Annotated in this window: 14 protein-coding genes; 7 read left to right on the top strand and 7 right to left on the bottom strand. The window is 72.3% G+C overall.

Annotated features, from left to right (window positions below; translation table 11 throughout):
• Positions 1 to 259: 259 nt before the first annotated feature.
• The 3 genes from OG352_RS08345 to OG352_RS08355 all read left to right on the top strand — a co-directional run bounded on the left by OG352_RS08345 (position 260) and on the right by OG352_RS08355 (position 4,067).
• Positions 260 to 1,198, top strand: a complete 939-nt coding sequence (locus OG352_RS08345) for a 5'-3' exonuclease (RefSeq protein WP_329223760.1) — start codon at positions 260 to 262, stop codon at positions 1,196 to 1,198.
• A gap of 84 nt (positions 1,199 to 1,282) precedes the next feature.
• Positions 1,283 to 2,128, top strand: a complete 846-nt coding sequence (locus tag OG352_RS08350) for a siderophore-interacting protein (RefSeq protein WP_329215746.1) — start codon at positions 1,283 to 1,285, stop codon at positions 2,126 to 2,128.
• Positions 2,129 to 2,504: 376 nt separating this feature from the next.
• Positions 2,505 to 4,067: an amino acid permease gene (locus tag OG352_RS08355; RefSeq protein WP_329215747.1), complete on the top strand. Its 1,563-nt coding sequence runs from the start codon at positions 2,505 to 2,507 to the stop codon at positions 4,065 to 4,067.
• A gap of 31 nt (positions 4,068 to 4,098) precedes the next feature.
• Here OG352_RS08355 and OG352_RS08360 read toward each other — a convergent pair whose 3' ends face one another.
• Positions 4,099 to 4,680 (bottom strand): GNAT family N-acetyltransferase, encoded by a 582-nt coding sequence (locus OG352_RS08360; protein ID WP_329215748.1) that lies wholly within the window; start codon positions 4,678 to 4,680, stop codon positions 4,099 to 4,101.
• Positions 4,681 to 4,747: 67 nt separating this feature from the next.
• Between OG352_RS08360 and OG352_RS08365 the strand changes: the two genes are divergently transcribed.
• On the top strand, positions 4,748 to 5,731 hold the full coding sequence (locus OG352_RS08365) for an RluA family pseudouridine synthase (protein ID WP_329215749.1): 984 nt from the start codon (positions 4,748 to 4,750) through the stop codon (positions 5,729 to 5,731).
• Here OG352_RS08365 and OG352_RS08370 read toward each other — a convergent pair.
• The 6 genes from OG352_RS08370 to OG352_RS08395 all read right to left on the bottom strand — a co-directional run bounded on the left by OG352_RS08370 (position 5,725) and on the right by OG352_RS08395 (position 11,294).
• Positions 5,725 to 7,218: a cytochrome P450 gene (locus OG352_RS08370; RefSeq protein ID WP_329215750.1), complete on the bottom strand. Its 1,494-nt coding sequence runs from the start codon at positions 7,216 to 7,218 to the stop codon at positions 5,725 to 5,727. The genes OG352_RS08365 and OG352_RS08370 overlap by 7 nt on opposite strands.
• A 69-nt stretch (positions 7,219 to 7,287) precedes the next feature.
• Positions 7,288 to 7,908 carry a GTP-binding protein gene (locus tag OG352_RS08375; RefSeq protein WP_329215751.1) on the bottom strand — a complete coding sequence of 207 codons (621 nt, stop codon included), beginning with the start codon at positions 7,906 to 7,908 and terminating at the stop codon, positions 7,288 to 7,290.
• Positions 7,889 to 8,305, bottom strand: coding sequence for a DUF742 domain-containing protein (locus OG352_RS08380; RefSeq protein WP_329215752.1), 417 nt, complete (start codon positions 8,303 to 8,305; stop codon positions 7,889 to 7,891). Before OG352_RS08380 ends, OG352_RS08375 begins: the two co-directional genes overlap by 20 nt.
• The gene (locus OG352_RS08385) at positions 8,302 to 8,709 is read right to left on the bottom strand and encodes a roadblock/LC7 domain-containing protein (RefSeq protein ID WP_329215753.1); all 408 of its coding nucleotides are present in this window, start codon (positions 8,707 to 8,709) and stop codon (positions 8,302 to 8,304) included. The genes OG352_RS08380 and OG352_RS08385 overlap by 4 nt, the downstream gene beginning before the upstream one ends.
• Entirely contained in the window at positions 8,706 to 10,331 is a 1,626-nt protein-coding gene (locus OG352_RS08390) for a sensor histidine kinase (protein WP_329215754.1), read from the bottom strand. Before OG352_RS08390 ends, OG352_RS08385 begins: the two co-directional genes overlap by 4 nt.
• Before the next feature lie 336 nt (positions 10,332 to 10,667).
• Entirely contained in the window at positions 10,668 to 11,294 is a 627-nt protein-coding gene (locus tag OG352_RS08395; protein WP_329215755.1) for a TetR/AcrR family transcriptional regulator, read from the bottom strand.
• Positions 11,295 to 11,439: 145 nt separating this feature from the next.
• On the opposite strand from OG352_RS08395, the gene OG352_RS08400 reads away from it, so the two are divergent.
• Genes OG352_RS08400 through OG352_RS08410 form a run of 3 tightly spaced genes read left to right on the top strand, consistent with a single transcriptional unit; the run spans position 11,440 to position 16,441 of the window.
• Positions 11,440 to 12,264, top strand: coding sequence for an urea amidolyase associated protein UAAP1 (locus OG352_RS08400; RefSeq protein ID WP_329215756.1), 825 nt, complete (start codon positions 11,440 to 11,442; stop codon positions 12,262 to 12,264).
• A complete protein-coding gene (locus tag OG352_RS08405; protein ID WP_329215757.1) occupies positions 12,261 to 12,896 on the top strand; it encodes an urea amidolyase associated protein UAAP2 in 636 nt (211 codons plus the stop codon). The genes OG352_RS08400 and OG352_RS08405 overlap by 4 nt, the downstream gene beginning before the upstream one ends.
• Positions 12,893 to 16,441, top strand: a complete 3,549-nt coding sequence (locus OG352_RS08410) for a 5-oxoprolinase/urea amidolyase family protein (RefSeq protein WP_329215758.1) — start codon at positions 12,893 to 12,895, stop codon at positions 16,439 to 16,441. Before OG352_RS08405 ends, OG352_RS08410 begins: the two co-directional genes overlap by 4 nt.
• The last annotated feature ends 4 nt before the right edge of the window (positions 16,442 to 16,445 follow it).

Here is a 16,445-nt window from a genome sequence, read left to right on the forward strand (position 1 = left end):
GGATCCTTGCCGTGTCCGGGAGGGCGGGAACGGCTCCGGGAACCGGGCTGGGAACGGCACGAGGGCGGGCCCCGTCACCGGCCGTGGAAGCCGTACGCCGGCGCCCGCCCCTCGTCGTACGGCCGCGGTGCTGCCAGGTCACCGGGCCGCCCGGCCCTTCTGTTCAGTTCACAGGAGGCGGCGCAGGGGGTTCAGCAGGATGTTCACGCCTGCCACGGGAGTGAATACCCGCCGGTCACATGGGCACCCGTGCGGCATGATGCGAGGCGTGACCGGACGACTGATGCTTCTCGACACCGCCTCGCTCTACTTCCGCGCCTACTTCGGCGTCCCGGACTCCGTGAAGGCGCCGGACGGCACTCCGGTGAACGCCGTACGCGGGCTGCTGGACTTCATCGACCGGCTGGTGAAGGACCACCGGCCGGACGAACTGGTCGCCTGCATGGACGCCGACTGGCGCCCCCGGTGGCGCGTCGACCTGATCCCCACCTACAAGGCGCACCGCGTCGCCGAGGAGCGCGAGGTGGGACCGGACGAGGAGGAGGTGCCGGACACCCTCTCCCCGCAGGTGCCGATCATCGAGGCGGTCCTGGACGCGCTCGGCATCGCCCGCGTGGGCGTCGCGGGCTACGAGGCGGACGACGTGATCGGCACGTTCACCGGCCGCGCGAAGGGCCCGGTCGACATCGTCACCGGCGACCGCGACCTCTACCAACTGGTCGACGACGCGCGCGGGGTGCGCGTGCTCTACCCGCTGAAGGGCGTCGGCACGCTGCAACTGACGGACGAGGCGTGGCTGCGCGAGAAGTACGGCGTGGACGGGCGCGGGTACGCGGATCTGGCCACGCTGCGCGGCGACCCGAGCGACGGCCTGCCGGGCGTGCCGGGCATCGGGGAGAAGACGGCGGCCAAACTGCTGGCCGAGTTCGGCGACCTGGCCGGGATCATGGCGGCGGTCGAGGACCCGAAGGCGAAGCTGACGCCGTCGCAGCGCAAGCGGCTGGACGAGGCGCGGCCGTACGTCGCCGTCGCGCCGAAGGTCGTCGCGGTCGCCGGCGACGTGCCCCTTCCGGACGTGGACACCGTGCTGCCGGGTGCGCCGAGGGACGGGGCGACACTGGAGGCACTGGCGGCGCGCTGGGGGCTCGGAGGGTCACTGCAACGACTGCTGAACACGCTGAACACAGCGCGCGCGTAGACGTTCTGGGGGCACCACCGGGAGAGAGATGCTAACTTAGGTAAGCCTAACCATGATGACATGGGCAGAGACTGGGAGGCCGTCATGGCAGAACGTCCGGCACGGAAGCCGCGGAAGCCTCATTCCGCGCAGGTCGTCCGCACCGAACGGCTCACCCCGCACATGCAGCGCGTCGTGCTCGGCGGCGAGGGTCTGGCCGAGTTCACGGCGGGCGACTGCACCGACCACTACGTCAAACTCCTCTTCGGCCCCGAGGGCGTCACCTACCCGGAGCCCTTCGACCTGGAGCACATCCGCGCCGAGTTCCCCCGCGAGCAGTGGCCCGTGACGCGGACGTACACGGCCCGCTACTGGGACGCCGAACACCGCGAGCTGACCCTGGACTTCGTGCTGCACGGCGACGAGGGCCTGGCCGGGCCGTGGGCGGCGCGCGTGCAGCCGGGCGAGAAGGTCCACTTCCTGGGCCCCGGCGGCGCCTACACGCCGGACACGACCGCCGACTGGCATCTGCTGGTCGGCGACGAGAGCGCCCTGCCCGCCATCGCGACCGCCCTGGAGTCGCTGCCCGCCGGCGCCCTCGCCCACGCCTTCATCGAGGTGACCGGCCCCGAGGAGGAACAGAAGATCGACTCCGACGTGGAGGTCGTCTGGCTGCACCGCGGCGACCGGCCGATCGGCGAGCGGCTCGTCGAGGCCGTACGGGCGCTGAAGTTCCCCGAGGGCCGCCCGCACGCGTTCGTGCACGGCGAGGCCGCCTGCGTGAAGGAGCTGCGCAAGCTGCTGCGCGTCGAGCTGGGGATCCCGCGCGAGGACCTGTCGATCTCCGGCTACTGGCGGCTCGGCCACAACGAGGACGGCTGGCAGGCGTCGAAGCCGGAGTGGAACGCGCGCGTGGAGGCGGAGCAGGAGAAGGCGACGCCGACCGCGTGACCCGACAGCCGCCAGCCGACCGCTGGAACGACCGGAACGTCCGGACGTCCGGGTCGGCTGAGAGTGCCGAACAACCCACGGCCATCGCCCAGTTGAGCGGGTCGAAGTCGGCTGCGTGCCGCATCCACGAAGGCATCCGGGCCGGTGCCGGGAACGCGGCACCCGGCAGCACGGCTGCGAACATCCACGGCCGGACATGTCGCGAGTCGGACCAGCGGACGAGAGACACGATGTAACGCGACCGAGTGGCGTTCGAGAGAACGTGAGGACTTGGGCCCGCCCCGGACACGACGGCGTGACGCGCATGAAACAGCGCGTCCCTAATTTCTGTCGCCCGACAGGAATTCCGTCCCCCTGGGCCCAAGGCAGGTTCGCCGTGACGACAACGACACCCCCCGACGTACGCCCCGACCCGCCGCACTCCCCCGTCGCCGACGCCGGCGACGGCTCCCTCGCCGAGTTCGGCTACCGCCAGGAACTGCACCGCAGCCTGGGCCGGTACGCCTCGTTCGCCGCCGGGTTCTCCTTCATCTCCGTCCTGACGACCGTCTTCCAGTTCTTCGCCTTCGGTTACGCCTTCGGCGGCCCGGTCTTCTTCTGGGCCTGGCCGGTGGTGCTGGTCGGGCAGTTGCTGGTGGCCGCGTGCTTCGCGGAACTGGCGGCGCGCTATCCCATCTCCGGCGCGATCTACCAGTGGTCGTCGCGGCTGTCGACGCCGTCGTTCGGCTGGTTCGCCGGCTGGATCATGGTGATCGGGCAGATCGTCGTGGTCGCCGCCGCCGCGCTCGCGCTGCAGATGGTGCTGCCGGCGATCTGGTCGGGCTTCCAGCTCATCGGCACCGACCCGGCGCCCACCTCACCCGACGGCGCGGCCAACGCGGCGCTGCTCGGCGTGATCCTGCTGGTGCTGACGACACTGGTGAACGTCCTCGACAACCGCGTGATGTCCGTGATCAACCGGGTCGGCGTCACCGCCGAGATCATCGGCGCGGTACTCATCGTCGTGCTGCTGCTCACCCACTCCGAGCGCACCCCGAGCATCACCTTCCACACCGAAGGGGCCGCGCAGAACGGCCTGTTCGGGGCGCTGCTCGTCGGCTCGTTCACGGCCGCCTACGTGATGATCGGCTTCGACAGCGCGGGCGAGATGAGCGAGGAGACGCGCGACCCGCGGCGCACCGCGCCCCGCACCATCCTGACCGCGCTCGGCGCGGCGGGCCTGCTCGGCGGCCTGATCGTGCTGGGCGGCATACTCGCCGCGCCCAGCCTCACCGACGGCCGCCTCGGGGTCGACGGGCTCAGCTACGTCCTCACCAGCAGCCTCGGCGACGGCGTCGGCAAGGCGCTGCTCGCGGACGTGGTGATCGCGATCGCGGTGGCGACGCTCGCCATCCAGACGGCGGCCTGCCGGATGCTGTTCTCCATGGCCCGCGACGGACAGCTCCCGTTCTCCGGCCGCCTCGCGCGCGTGAACCCGCGCACCGGCATGCCGAGCGCCCCGGCGCTGGTGGTCGGCGTCCTCGCGGCGGCCCTGCTGCTGCTCAACTTCGCCTCACCGGAGGCGTTCCTGGCCATCGGCACCACCTGCATCGTGATGCTGTACCTGGCGTACGCGATGGTCACCGGCCCCCTGCTGGTGCGCCGCCTGCGCGGCCGGTTCTCCTCGACGGGCACGGACGAGACCGGCGCCCGCCTGTTCTCCCTGGGCCGCTGGGGCGTCCCGGTGAACACCCTCGCCCTCCTCTACGGCCTCCTGATGACGATCAACCTGGCCTGGCCCCGCGCGGCGGTCTACGACCCGGCGGGCGGCCACTGGTACTTCCAGTGGTTCACCGTGCTCTTCCTCGGTGTGACGGTCGCGATCGGTGTGGCCTTCCGGGCCTACCGGCGGCGGGCGACGGCGCTGGCCGGTGCCGTACCGGAGGCCGCGACGGCGTGACGCGAGGGCGGTGGGCGCGTGCCGCGCCCGCTCAGTCGCCCTGTACGCGGGCGTGGAGGTGCATGTCGTGCCAGCCGTCCTGGTGGAGGGCGGCGCTGCGCCGGGTGCCCTCCAGGGTGAAACCGGCCTTCGTGGCGACGCGGCAGGAGGCCTCGTTGGCGGTGGCGTGCATCAGCTCCAGGCGGTGGAAGCCGATCTCGTCGAGGGCCCAGCGGGTCAGTGCGGTCGTGGCCCGGGGGGCGACTCCCCGGCCACGGGCCGCCTTGGTCGTCCAGTAGGCGACCTCCGCCACGCCGTCACCGAGGTCGATGCTGCGCAGCGCCACCCGCCCGAGCAGTTCACCGGTGTCCGTGTCGGCCACGGCCCACTGGGCGTTGCGCTCCCCCGCCCAGCCCTTCCGCCACGCCTCGATCCAGCCGGCGACCTCCTCCTCGCAGTCGGCGGACCTGACGTGCCACTGGTGCATCGCCGGGTCCTGGAAGGCGGCGTACACGGCGGGCGCGTCCTCGGCCCGCCACGGGCGCAGGAGGAGGCCGTCGCCGGTGCGGAGCACGGGCTGCGGGGTGCCTGAGAGGGTTCCGGCGGGCAGGACGGAGCCTGCGGTGTAGGGCATGATCCGCATCCTGCCAACGGGCCGTGAGGAGTCAACCGGGTTTCCCGTCGCCGTACGCTGGACCCCGATGAGACGCCGCACCCCTCCCCCGCCCTCCCCGCTGCCGCAGCGCGACGGGATCGACGCCGTGCGGGTGCGGCTGCCGGGCGAGGGCGCCTGGGCCACCGTCCGGGAGCACCTGGTGGAGCGGCTCGGCGGGGCGCGGGCCGCGGCCGTGGACGGGATGCTGGCGGCCGGGCTCGTGGTCGGCGCGGACGGGGCGGCGGTGGCGCCGGACGCGGCGTACGTGCCGGGGATGTTCGTGTGGTTCCACCGCGAGCTGCCCGCCGAGGTGCCCGTGCCGTTCCCGCTGGAGATCGTGCACCGCGACGAGCACGTCGTCGTCGTCGACAAGCCGCACTTCCTGGCCACCACCCCGCGCGGCAGCCATGTCACCGAGACCGCGCTGGCCCGGCTGCGCCGCGAGCTGGGCCTGCCCGCGCTCGGTGCCGCGCACCGGCTCGACCGGCTCACCGCCGGGCTCGTGCTGTTCATCGTGCGCCCCGAGGAGCGCGGCGCCTACCAGACGCTGTTCCGCGACCGCCGGGTGCGCAAGGTGTACGAGGCCGTCGCGCCCCACGACCCCTCGCGCGCCTGGCCGGTGACCGTGCGCAGCCGGATCCTGAAGGAGCGCGGCGTGCTCGCCGCCCGGGAGGTGCCGGGCGAGCCGAACGCGGTCAGTCACGTCGAGCCGGCCGAGCACCGGCCGGACGGTCTGGCCCGCTACCGGCTGGTCCCCGAGACCGGGCAGACCCACCAACTCCGGGTGCACATGGCCGCGTTGGGCGTGCCGATCCTCGGCGATCCGCTCTACCCCGAGGTGGCCGCCCCCGTACCGGCCGACGACTTCCGGTGCCCGCTGCAACTACTGGCGCGCGAGCTGGAGTTCACCGATCCGGTCACGGGGACGGAGCACCGGCTGCGGAGTGGCCGGACACTCGAGTCCTGGGCGTCGTACGGCAGTTGGTACGACGGCCCGGCCGCCACTCCGGCACCGGGCGTCGATCAGTAACCGCGCCACCAGGACAGGAAGCGCCGCCAGGCGCCTGGCCGGCGGGCCGGGGTCGTCGGCTCCGGGGCGGGCGGCGCGGGCTGCGCGGCCCGTGGCGCGGTCACCGGGGCGGAAGCGGGCGCCGGCGCGGACTGCGGTTCGGTGCTCACCGGCCGCGTCATGCGCTGCGGCGGGATCGGGACGTGGCTCGGCTTGTGTTTGACGTCCTGCTGGTCCTTCGGCTCGAACCGGACCGGCAGTTCCACCAGGTGCCGCGAGGCGATCGACATCGTCCACCGCAACTCGTCCTCGTCGCAGTCGAGTTGCACGTCCGGCAGCCGCATCAGCAGCGCGTCGACGCCGACGTCGGCGATGGCGCGGCCGATGTCCTGGCCGGGGCACTCGTGCGGGCCGCTGCTGAAGGCGAGGTGGGAGCGGTTGCCCTGCATGTGGGCGGCGAGGTCGGGGCGCACCCGGGGATCCACGTTGCCGGGGGCCGGCGCGAAGAACAGGCCGTCGCCCCGGCGGATGCGCTGGCCGCCCAACTCCGTGTCCTGCTTGGCGAAGTAGGCGAAGACGGTGCTGAACGGGGGCTCGTCCCACAGGGACTGCTCGACCGCCTCCGCCACCGTCATCTGGCCGCCGTTGAGCTGGGCGAGGAACCGCGGGTCGGTGAGGACCATGCGCAGCACGTTGGAGACCAGGTTGACCGTGGTCTCGTAGGCGGCGAAGAGCACCAGGCGCAGATGCTCCCGGACCTCGTGGTCGGTGAGTTCCGCCGGGTGGGTGATGAGGTGGCTGGTGAAGTCGTCCTCGGGCCGGGCGCGGCGGCGGGTGGTGAGCCGGGTCAGCGCCCCCATGACGTAGTCGTGGCTGGCGATGGCGGTCTCGGAGCCCTTGAGCGCGTCGCGGGCGCAGTGGACCATGCGGTCGTTGTACTCGTCGGGCATGCCCAGGACATGGCACATGACGGCCATCGGGAGGTGCTCGACGAACTGGCTCACCAGCTCGGCCCGGCCCTCCTCGCAGAAGTCGTTGACCAGGCGCTGGCTGGAGCGGTTGATGTACCGGCGCACGCTGCGGTCGTCGATGGTGGCCATGGCCGAGGTGACCGCGGCCCGCAGCCGCTTGTGCTCGTCGCCCTCGGCGTGGGCGCACATGGGCTGCCAGGCGATGTGCGGCATGAGCGGGTGGTCGGGCCTGACCTTGCCGTCCAGCAGCGGCGACCAGATGCGGCTGTCCTTGGTGAACAGCGAGGGCGCGCGCACCATGTGCAGGTTCTCGGCGTGCCCGAGGACCATCCACATCGGCAGGTCGTCGTGGATCAGGACCGGCGCCACGGGTCCGTGCTGCTCGCGCAGCCGCTCGTACAGCGCGTTCAGGTCCTCCGAGCCGGGTCCGAAGAGGCGGGTCAGTCCGCCGGGGCCCCGGCCGTGCGCGGGACAGCCGGGCGGCGGGTCCAGGGCGAGGTCGTGCGGACCGGTCGGGACGGGGTGTTCGGGAGTCACAGGGTCGCTCCGAAACTGTGCTGAATCCGGTGTCTGGGGATGTTCTGCGGGTGTCGTGTGCGGTGGCCGTCAGGTGAGGCTGCGGCTGAGTGCCAGGGAGTGCAGGAACTGCATGAGGGTCATCAGGACGTCGCGGCTCGAGGCGCGGCGGCGCACGTCGCACTCCACGATCGGGATCTCGGGCGGCAGGTCGAGGGCCCCGCGCAGTTCGTCGAGGGGGTAACGGGGCCCGTCGGGGAAGGTGTTGACGGCGACGACGAAGGGCACGCCGCCCTCCTCCAGCCGGCCCATGACCTCGAAGCTGACCTCCAGGCGGCGGGTGTCGACCAGTACGACCGCGCCGAGCGCGCCCTCGAACAGCCCGTTCCACAGGAACCAGAAGCGCTCCTGGCCGGGCGTGCCGAAGAGGTAGAGCACGACCTGTTCCGTGATGCGGATCCGGCCGAAGTCCATGGCCACGGTGGTGGCGGTCTTGGTCTCGGAGCCGTAGTTGTCGTCGACCCCGACGCCCGCCTGGGTCATGGTCTCCTCGGTGGTCAGCGGCCTGATCTCACTGACGGAGCCGACCATGGTGGTCTTGCCGACGCCGAAACCGCCCACGATGACGATCTTCGCCGCGGCCGTGGTGGTCTGCGGGAGATAGTCCTCGGACCGTGGGCCGGGGATCGTGTCAGAGCCGTTGAAGTCCATGCATCACCGCTTCGAGAAGGGAACGGTCAGGGAGCTGCTGCCGGACGATCGGGGCGCGCGCCTGAACGAGTTCGGCCGCCAGCATTTCGGTCAGCAGCACCGTCACCACGCTGAACGGGAGACCGAGATAGGCCGACACCTCGGCCACCGAGAGCGGGGCGCCGCACATCCGCAGCACCGCCGTCTGCTCCGGCGTGGCCGAGGAGGGCGGTTCGGCACACGCCACGATTAAGGTGACCAGGTCGACGGGAGCGCGCTCGCCGTCCGCGCCCGTGATGATGTACAGCCGCTCGGGGTTCTTGCCCTCCCCCTCCTGCGGGGGCTGCTGTACGGGCTGCGGCGGGGGCGGGGGCGGTTCCGGCAGGGGTTGTCGCCGCCTGCGTTGCGGAGGCGTCATACGCTGTGCCCGTTGCGCCGGGGCGGGGTGGTGAGGTGGGCGCCGATGCGGACCACGAGGTCGCGCATGCTGGCGCTCATCCGGCCGGCCTCGCAGCGGACGTCGGCGAGGACCGCGAGGTAGGCGTTGGCGCCGGCCGCCATCAGGTAGAAGTAGCCGCCGTCCATCTCGATGATGACGAGGTTCATGTCGCCGACGACGGCGGGGATCTCCTGGGCGACCGCGCCGGCGAGGCTCTGCATGCCCGCGCAGGCGGCGGCGACCCGGTCCGCGGCGTCGGGGTCACCGGCGTAGCGGGCGATGCGCAGACCGTCGGCCGACAGCACCACGATCATCTCGATGCCCGGTACGCCGTCGTAGAGCTCCTTGAGCAGCCAGTCGAAGTTTTGGCGCTGCTGGATCACGTGAGGTCCCCTTCGTCGTCGGCCTCGGGCTTGGCCTTGTCTTCGAGCAGATGCAGGTAGGCGGTGGGGTTGCGGGTGAAGTCGGTCGGGTGGACGCCCGGCGGGATGTCCTTCTTCAGGCCCTCCCAGAACGCCTCGAAGGCCACGCCGGGCTCTTGCTTCTTCCGTTCGGGCTGCGGCTCCGGGCGGGGCTGCGCGAACAGGTCCGGCTTGCCCTGGCGCTCGGCCTCCTGGGCGGCGTACGCCTCCCGGTAGCGCTGGGCGATCGAGATCGTGGTCTTGCTGCGCCGCTGCGGCAGGCCCTGCTCGGTCCACTCGGTGACCTCGGGCACCTCGTCGTCGGTCAGGGAGATCCCGGCCGGGATGCGCGCGTTGGTGGGACGGCGCTTCTTGGGCGGGCGCTTGGGGCCCTCGCCGACCTGGCTGAGGTCGATCTGCGGTACGGCGGTGGCGCCGATGCCGTGCGCGAAGCCGGGGGCGGGTTCGCAGGTCTGCATCTCGCTCGGCACGATGAGGACGGCCCGGACGCCGCCGTAGGCCGACTTGCGCAGCGAGACCTCCAGGTTGAACGAGGTGCACAGCCGGCCGACGACCGCGAGGCCCAGGCGCGGGGTGATGCCGACGTCCTGGATGTCGACGCCCGCCATGGCCTGCTCCAGCATGCGTTCGGCCTTGGCGCGGGCCTCCTCGCTGAGGCTGACGCCGGCGTCCTCGATCTCGATGGCGATGCCGGTCTGCACCTCGACGGCGTTGACGTGCACCTTGCTGTTCGGGGGCGAGTAGCGGGTGGAGTTGTCGAGGAGTTCGGCGAGCGCGTGGATGAGCGGCTCGACGGAGAGGCCGCTGATGTTGACCTTGGCGATGGAGTCCAGCTGGATGCGCCGGTACTCCAGGATCCGGGACATGGCGCCGCGCAGCACGCTGTACAGCGGGACCGGCTGGGGCCAGTTGCGGCTGGGCCGGCCGCCGCCGAGCACACCGATGGAGTCGGCGAGGCGGCCGATCAGCGAGGTGCCGTGGTCGATGCGCAGCAGGTCGTCGAAGACCTCGGGGTTACGGCCGTGGTCCTCCTCCATCTCCCGCAGTTCCGCGGCCTGTTGGTGGACGATGGCCTGCATGCGGCGGGCGATGCTGACGAAGGAGCGCTGGGCGGAGTCGCGCAGGGACTCCTCGTGGTCGACGATGTCGAGGATCTTCCGGACCACGGCGCGTTGCGCGTCGTCGAGATCCCGGAACAACTGGTCGCCCTCGGTGAGGTCGCGCATCACCTCCCTGGGGGAATTTCCGGCCCGCAGCCACTCCACGGCGTTGGGCACGAACTCCTCGGCGAGGAGGCGGTTCTCCTCACCGTGGTCGGCGACGCACTGTTCCAGGTAGGCGACGCGCTGCTCCTTCTCCGCGCGCACCTCGCGCAGCAGGCGGCCGCGGCGCGCCGACTCGGCTCCGGCCGCGATCACCAGAAGCGTGGCGACGGCTCCGCAGACGCCGACGGCGAGCCGGGCCTGCGTCGCCACCAGGGCGACGGCGGCTCCGGTCGCCGCGGCCATCAGTATCGCCGGCAGCAACAGCACGCGTGCGTAAGGAAGTTCTCGGCGACCGGGTGGGGACTGAACACTCACCATGTGGGCACCCTCTGTAGGGATCTGTCGGCATCTTCGGGATGTTTGGGAACAAGCGCACGAATACGCCTCAACTCGGTGCGCCGCGGGCGAGCTTAGTCCGACCGGATCACCACCGCGTCACATTCGGCGACTCTCTGAAACCGGCTCCGCACATGCAGTAGCCTCAAGCCCATTTAAACGCAGGGGATTTGTTCGAACACGATGCGTGACGACGCACGGGCGTGCGAAACACTTCACCGGGACGGATGAGACAACCACCGGCGGGCAACCGTCAGGCGCCCCCAAGTCCTCTCAGGCGGTGTCCAGTTGCCGCGCGGCGTTCGGTCGCCGCGGCGTTCAGTCGCCCACGATGCGCAGCGCCGCGTCGGCGGTGGCGCGGGCGAACTCCGAGACGGAGCGGTCGGGATCCGAGCGGTGGACGAGGATGACGCCCTCGATCAGCCCGAAGACGAGGTCGGTCCGCAGATCGAGCTCACTCTTCGCGAGCGCGCCGCCGGACACCGTCGCGGCGATCAACTGCCGGTAGGCGTCCTTGAGTTCGCCGCGCACGGCATGGAACCCGGCGAACCGCTCGGTGCGCACCTCGGGCAGCAGGTAGAGGCCGCCGAGGTTGTGCGAGCCGCCGCACAGCAGCTCCACGTCGGTGCGGCACAGCTCGCGCAGCCGCTCCTCGGCGGCCCGCACGTCGTCCGCGAGCAACCGACGGGCGCAGGTCAGCGAGGGCGTGACCGTCGACTCCAGCAGCTCGGCGAGCAGCTCCTCCTTGCCGGAGACGTAGTGGTACATGGAGGCCTGGCGCATGCCCGCGCGCTCGGCGACGGCCCGGGTCGTGGTGGCGGCGTACCCGCGGGTGGTGAACAGCTCCGCGGCGGCCGTGAGCAGTTCGGCGCGCGGCGCGAGCCCGCTGTCCGGGCGCTGCGCGGCCCGTGGCCTGCCCACTCGGCGTCCGCCGCTCGTCTCCATGCGTTCGATCCTCGCACACGGCACCGGACAGTGATCTTCGTGAGGGGCCGGTAACGAGGTGGCAACGCGGCGGCAACGGCGGCGACCCGGCCCGCCCCTAATTTCTGTCGGGCGACAGAAATTACCCCCTCAGCCGGAGGTCCCGATGGCGACAGCGACCACCTACGGAGCCCGCGCCCATGCCCGGGCCCAGGAGGGCACGCGCACCGACACCATGCCCGTCGTACCGGCGGCCGACTGGCCGGCCCCGCCGTGCGAGGCGGGCCACCTGGTGTGGGCCGAGACGGTCGCGGGCGGCAACTACACCCACCGGGTCCTCGCGCGCGGCACCGAGCTGCGCCTGACCGACCTGCGCGGCGACGCCTGCGCCCACCTGCTCCTCCATGCGGCGGACCGCCCCTGGGAGCGGCTGAACGTGGCCGACACGGTCAAGGTCCAGTGGAACGCCTACCTCGGCGAGGGCGTGCTGCTCCTGTCCGACCAGGGGCGGGTCCTCGCCTCGGTCGTCGCCGACACCTCCGGCCGGCACGACGCCCTGTGCGGCACCTCCACCCTCGTACGCAACACCGGGCGCTACGGCGACGGCACCCCGCAGTCCCCCTCCCCGGCCGGCCGGGAGCTGTTCAAGCTGGCCGCCGCGAAGAACGGCCTGGAGCCCCGCGACCTGCCGCCCTCGCTGTCCTTCTTCCAGGGCGTGCGGGTCCGCGGCGACGGCACCCTCGACTTCACCGGCTCGGCCGGCCCGGGCGGCAGTGTCACCCTGCGCGCCGAGCAGGACGTGACGGTGCTGATCGCCAACGTGCCGCACCCGGCCGACCCCCGCCCCGAGTACGTCAGCACCCCGCTGGAGGTCCTCGCCTGGCGCGCGGCGCCGACGGCACCCGGCGACCCGCTGTGGGACACCACCCCCGAGGGCCGCCGCGCCTTCCTCAACACCGCCGAATTCCTCACCGCGAGGGGGCTCGCATGAACACCGTCGACCCGTTGAGGACCGTCGACCCGTCGAAGACCGTCGTCGCGGCCCGCGCCGCCTGGTCGTCCGTCATCCGCGCCGGCGAGACGCTGACCATCACCGACCTGCACGGCAACCAGGCCGTCGACTTCCTCGTGTACGACGCCCACGACCCGTCCGTGCGCTACAGCGCGCCGGACACGATCCAGGCGCAGGGCGGCATCTTCCTCACCACGGGCAGTGTGCTGATGTCCGGCGAGCACACCCCGCTGATGACGGTGACCGCCGACGCGGTGGGCCGCCACGACACCGTCGGCGGCGCCTGCTCCAAGGAGTCCAACACCCTGCGCTACGGCCACCACACGTACGCGCAGCACGCCTGCGTGGACAACTTCCTGGCCGAGGGCGCCAAGCACGGCCTCGGCAAGCGGGACCTGGTCTCCAACATCAACTGGTACATGAACGTCCCGGTCGAGCGGGACGGCACCCTCGGCATCGTCGACGGCCTCTCCGCACCGGGCCTTGCGCTCACCCTGCGCGCCGAACGGGACGTCCTCGTCCTGGTCTCCAACTGCCCCCAGATCAACAACCCGTGCAACGGCTTCGAGCCGACCGCCGTGGAGATGACGGTCACCGGGGCGGACGCATGACTTTCGACAAGCTGCTGATCGCCAACCGCGGCGAGATAGCCGTACGGATCATCCGCACCGCCCGCGAACTCGGCCTGCGCACGGTCGCGGTGTACTCCGACGCCGACCGCTCGGCGCCCCACGTCCGGCTCGCCGACGAGGCGCTGCGGCTCGGTCCGGCGCCCGCGAAGGAGTCCTACCTCGACGCCGACCTGGTCCTGAAGGCGGCCAAGGACACCGGCGCGGGCGCGATCCACCCGGGCTACGGCTTCCTCTCCGAGGACGCGCCCTTCGCGCGCCGCTGCGCCGACGCCGGGATCGTGTTCGTCGGACCGACCCCCGGGCAACTGGAGCTGTTCGGCGCCAAGCACACCGCCCGCGCGGCGGCACAGGCGGCGGGCGTACCACTGGCGCCGGGCACCGGCCTGCTCTCGGGACTCACCGAGGCACTGGAAAAAGCCCAGCTCATCGGCTATCCGGTCATGCTCAAGGCGACGGGCGGAGGCGGCGGCATCGGCATGTCGGCCTGCCACTCCCCCGACGGACTCACCGACGCCTGGGAACGCGTCCAGCGCGTCGCCGCCGCCTCCTTCTCCTCCGCCGGCGTCTTCCTGGAACGGCTCGTGGAGCACGCCCGCCATGTCGAGGTGCAGGTCTTCGGCGACGGCGAGGGCAGGGTCGTCACCTTCGGCGACCGCGACTGCTCGCTCCAGCGCCGCAACCAGAAGGTCCTGGAGGAGGCGCCGGCCCCGGGCCTCCCTGACCACGTGCGCGACCAACTCACCTCCTCCGCCCGCGACTTGTGCGCCTCCGTCGGCTACCGCTCCGCCGGGACCGTCGAGTTCGTCTACGACGCGGCCCGCGAGGAGGCCTACTTCCTGGAGGTCAACACCCGTCTCCAGGTGGAACATCCGGTCACCGAGGAGATCTACGGCGTCGACCTGGTCGCCTGGATGCTGCGCCTGGCGCGCGGCGAGCGGGACGTCGTACACGACCCCGGCGCCCCGCGCGGCCACGCCGTCGAGGCCCGCCTCTACGCGGAGGACCCGAGCCGCGAACACCGGCCCAGCGCGGGCCTGTTGACCCGGGTCGAGTTCCCGGCCGGGGTACGCGTCGACGGCTGGGTGGAGACGGGCACCGAGGTGACCACGTCGTACGACCCGATGCTCGCGAAGGTGATCGCCTACGGCCCCGACCGGGAGCACGCGCTGCGCCGCCTCGACGAGGCGCTGGCCCGCACCCGCGTCGACGGCGTCGAGACCAACCTGGGGCTGGTGCGCGCCTCGCTCACCGACCCGGACTTCCGCCGGGCGACCCACTCCACGGCGACCCTCGCCACGGTCACCGACCCGACCCCGCGCATCGAGGTCGTCGCCGGCGGCACCCTCACCACCGTGCAGGACTGGCCCGGCCGCACCGGCCACTGGCAGGTCGGGGTGCCGCCGTCCGGCCCGATGGACGACCGCTCCTTCCGCCTCGGCAACCGGGCATTGGGCAACCCCGAGGGCACCCCGGGCCTGGAGTGCACCCTCCAGGGCCCGACGCTGCGCTTCACCCACCCCACGACGGTGTGCGTGACGGGCGCCCCGGCGCCGGTCGCCGTGGACGGCAGGGCGGTGCCGCAGTGGGAGCCCGTGACCGTGCCGGCCGGGGCCGTGCTGGAGATCGGCGCGCCCGGCGAACACGGCCTGCGCACCTACGTCCTGTTCTCGGGCGGCCTGGACGTCCCCGCCTTCCTGGGCAGCGCGAGCACCTTCACGCTGGGCCGCTTCGGCGGACACGGCGGGCGCGCGCTGCGGACGGGCGACGTCCTGCACGGCGGGACGACCACCGAGGGCGGGGCGGCCATAGAAGGCGGGGCGGCCGTAGAAGGCACCGCCGCACCGGTCACGGACCGTCCGGAGTTCGCCCCCGTCTGGCACATCGGCGCGGTCGAAGGCCCGCACGCGGCCCCGGAGTTCTTCACCGAGGACGACATCCGCGACTTCTACGCCGCCGACTGGAAGGTCCACTTCAACTCGGCCCGCACCGGCGTGCGCCTGGTGGGACCGAAACCGCGCTGGGCGCGCACGGACGGCGGCGAGGCGGGCCTGCACCCGTCCAACATCCACGACACGCCCTACTCCGTCGGCGCCGTCGACTACACCGGCGACATGCCGGTGCTGCTCGGCCCGGACGGCCCCTCGCTCGGCGGGTTCGTGTGCCCGGCGACCGTGCTCAGCTCCGAGCGCTGGAAGCTCGGCCAACTGCGCCCCGGCGACACGGTCCGCTTCCGGCCGGTGGACGTGTCCGGCGCGCCCCGCGCCGACATCGTCGACGGCGGCGTACTGGCCCGCGACGGCGACGTCACCTACCGGCGCAGCGGCGACGACAACCTGCTGGTCGAGTTCGGACCCATGCAACTCGACCTGGCGCTGCGCATGCGGGTCCACGCGCTGATGGAGGCGGTGGCCGAGGCGGACCTGACGGGCGTCAGCGACCTCACCCCGGGCATCCGCTCCCTCCAGATCCAGACGGACCCCCGCCGCCTCCCCCAACACGAACTCCTCGCGGTCGTCCGGGAGATGACGGCGGCCCTCCCGCCCTCGGACGAGCTGGTCGTCCCCTCCCGTACCGTGCACCTCCCCCTGTCCTGGGACGACCCGGCCACCCGCGAGGCGATCGCCCGCTACATGGCGGGCGTCCGCGACGACGCGCCCTGGTGCCCGTGGAACATCGAGTTCATCCGCCGGGTCAACGGCCTGGAGTCGGTGGCCGACGTCTACGACACGGTCTTCGCCGCGGAGTACCTGGTCCTGGGCCTGGGTGACGTCTACCTGGGCGCCCCGGTCGCCACCCCCCTCGACCCCCGCCACCGCCTGGTGACGACCAAGTACAACCCCGCACGCACCTGGACGGCCGAGAACTCGGTCGGTATCGGCGGGGCGTACCTGTGCGTCTACGGCATGGAGGGCCCCGGCGGCTACCAGTTCGTGGGCCGGACGACCCAGGTGTGGTCGCCCTGGCAGCAGCGCGGCGCGTTCGAGGCGGGCTCGCCCTGGCTGCTGCGCTTCTTCGACCGGATCCGCTGGTACCCGGTCGACCCGGACGAACTCCTCGACCTGCGGGCCGACATCATCTCGGGCCGCTTCGTGCCGCGCATCGAGGAGGGCACCTTCTCGCTCGCCGGGTACCAGACCTTCCTGGCCGAACACGCGGACTCCATCGCGGAGTTCAGGTCCGGCCAGCGCACCGCGTTCGCGGCGGAGCGGGACGCGTGGGAGGCGGCGGGCGAGTTCACCCGCGCGGAGGCCGCGGCAGCGCCGCCCGCTCCCCCTGCCGAGGTGGCACTCCCGCCGGGCGGCCGCCTGGTCGAGGCCGAATTCGCCGCGTCCGTATGGCAGTTGAACGTGTCTCCCGGCGACGAGGTGACGGCGGGACAGCCGCTGCTCGCCCTGGAGGCGATGAAGATGGAGTCCAGGGTGCACGCGCCGGTCGACGGCGTGGTGGCGCAGATCCTGGCCCGACCCGGCGACCAGGTCGAGGCGGGGACGGCACTGCTCGTCCTGGCCCCGGCCGCGAGCTGAACCC

It is taken from the genome of Streptomyces sp. NBC_01485, assembly GCF_036227125.1.
GTDB lineage: Bacteria > Actinomycetota > Actinomycetes > Streptomycetales > Streptomycetaceae > Streptomyces.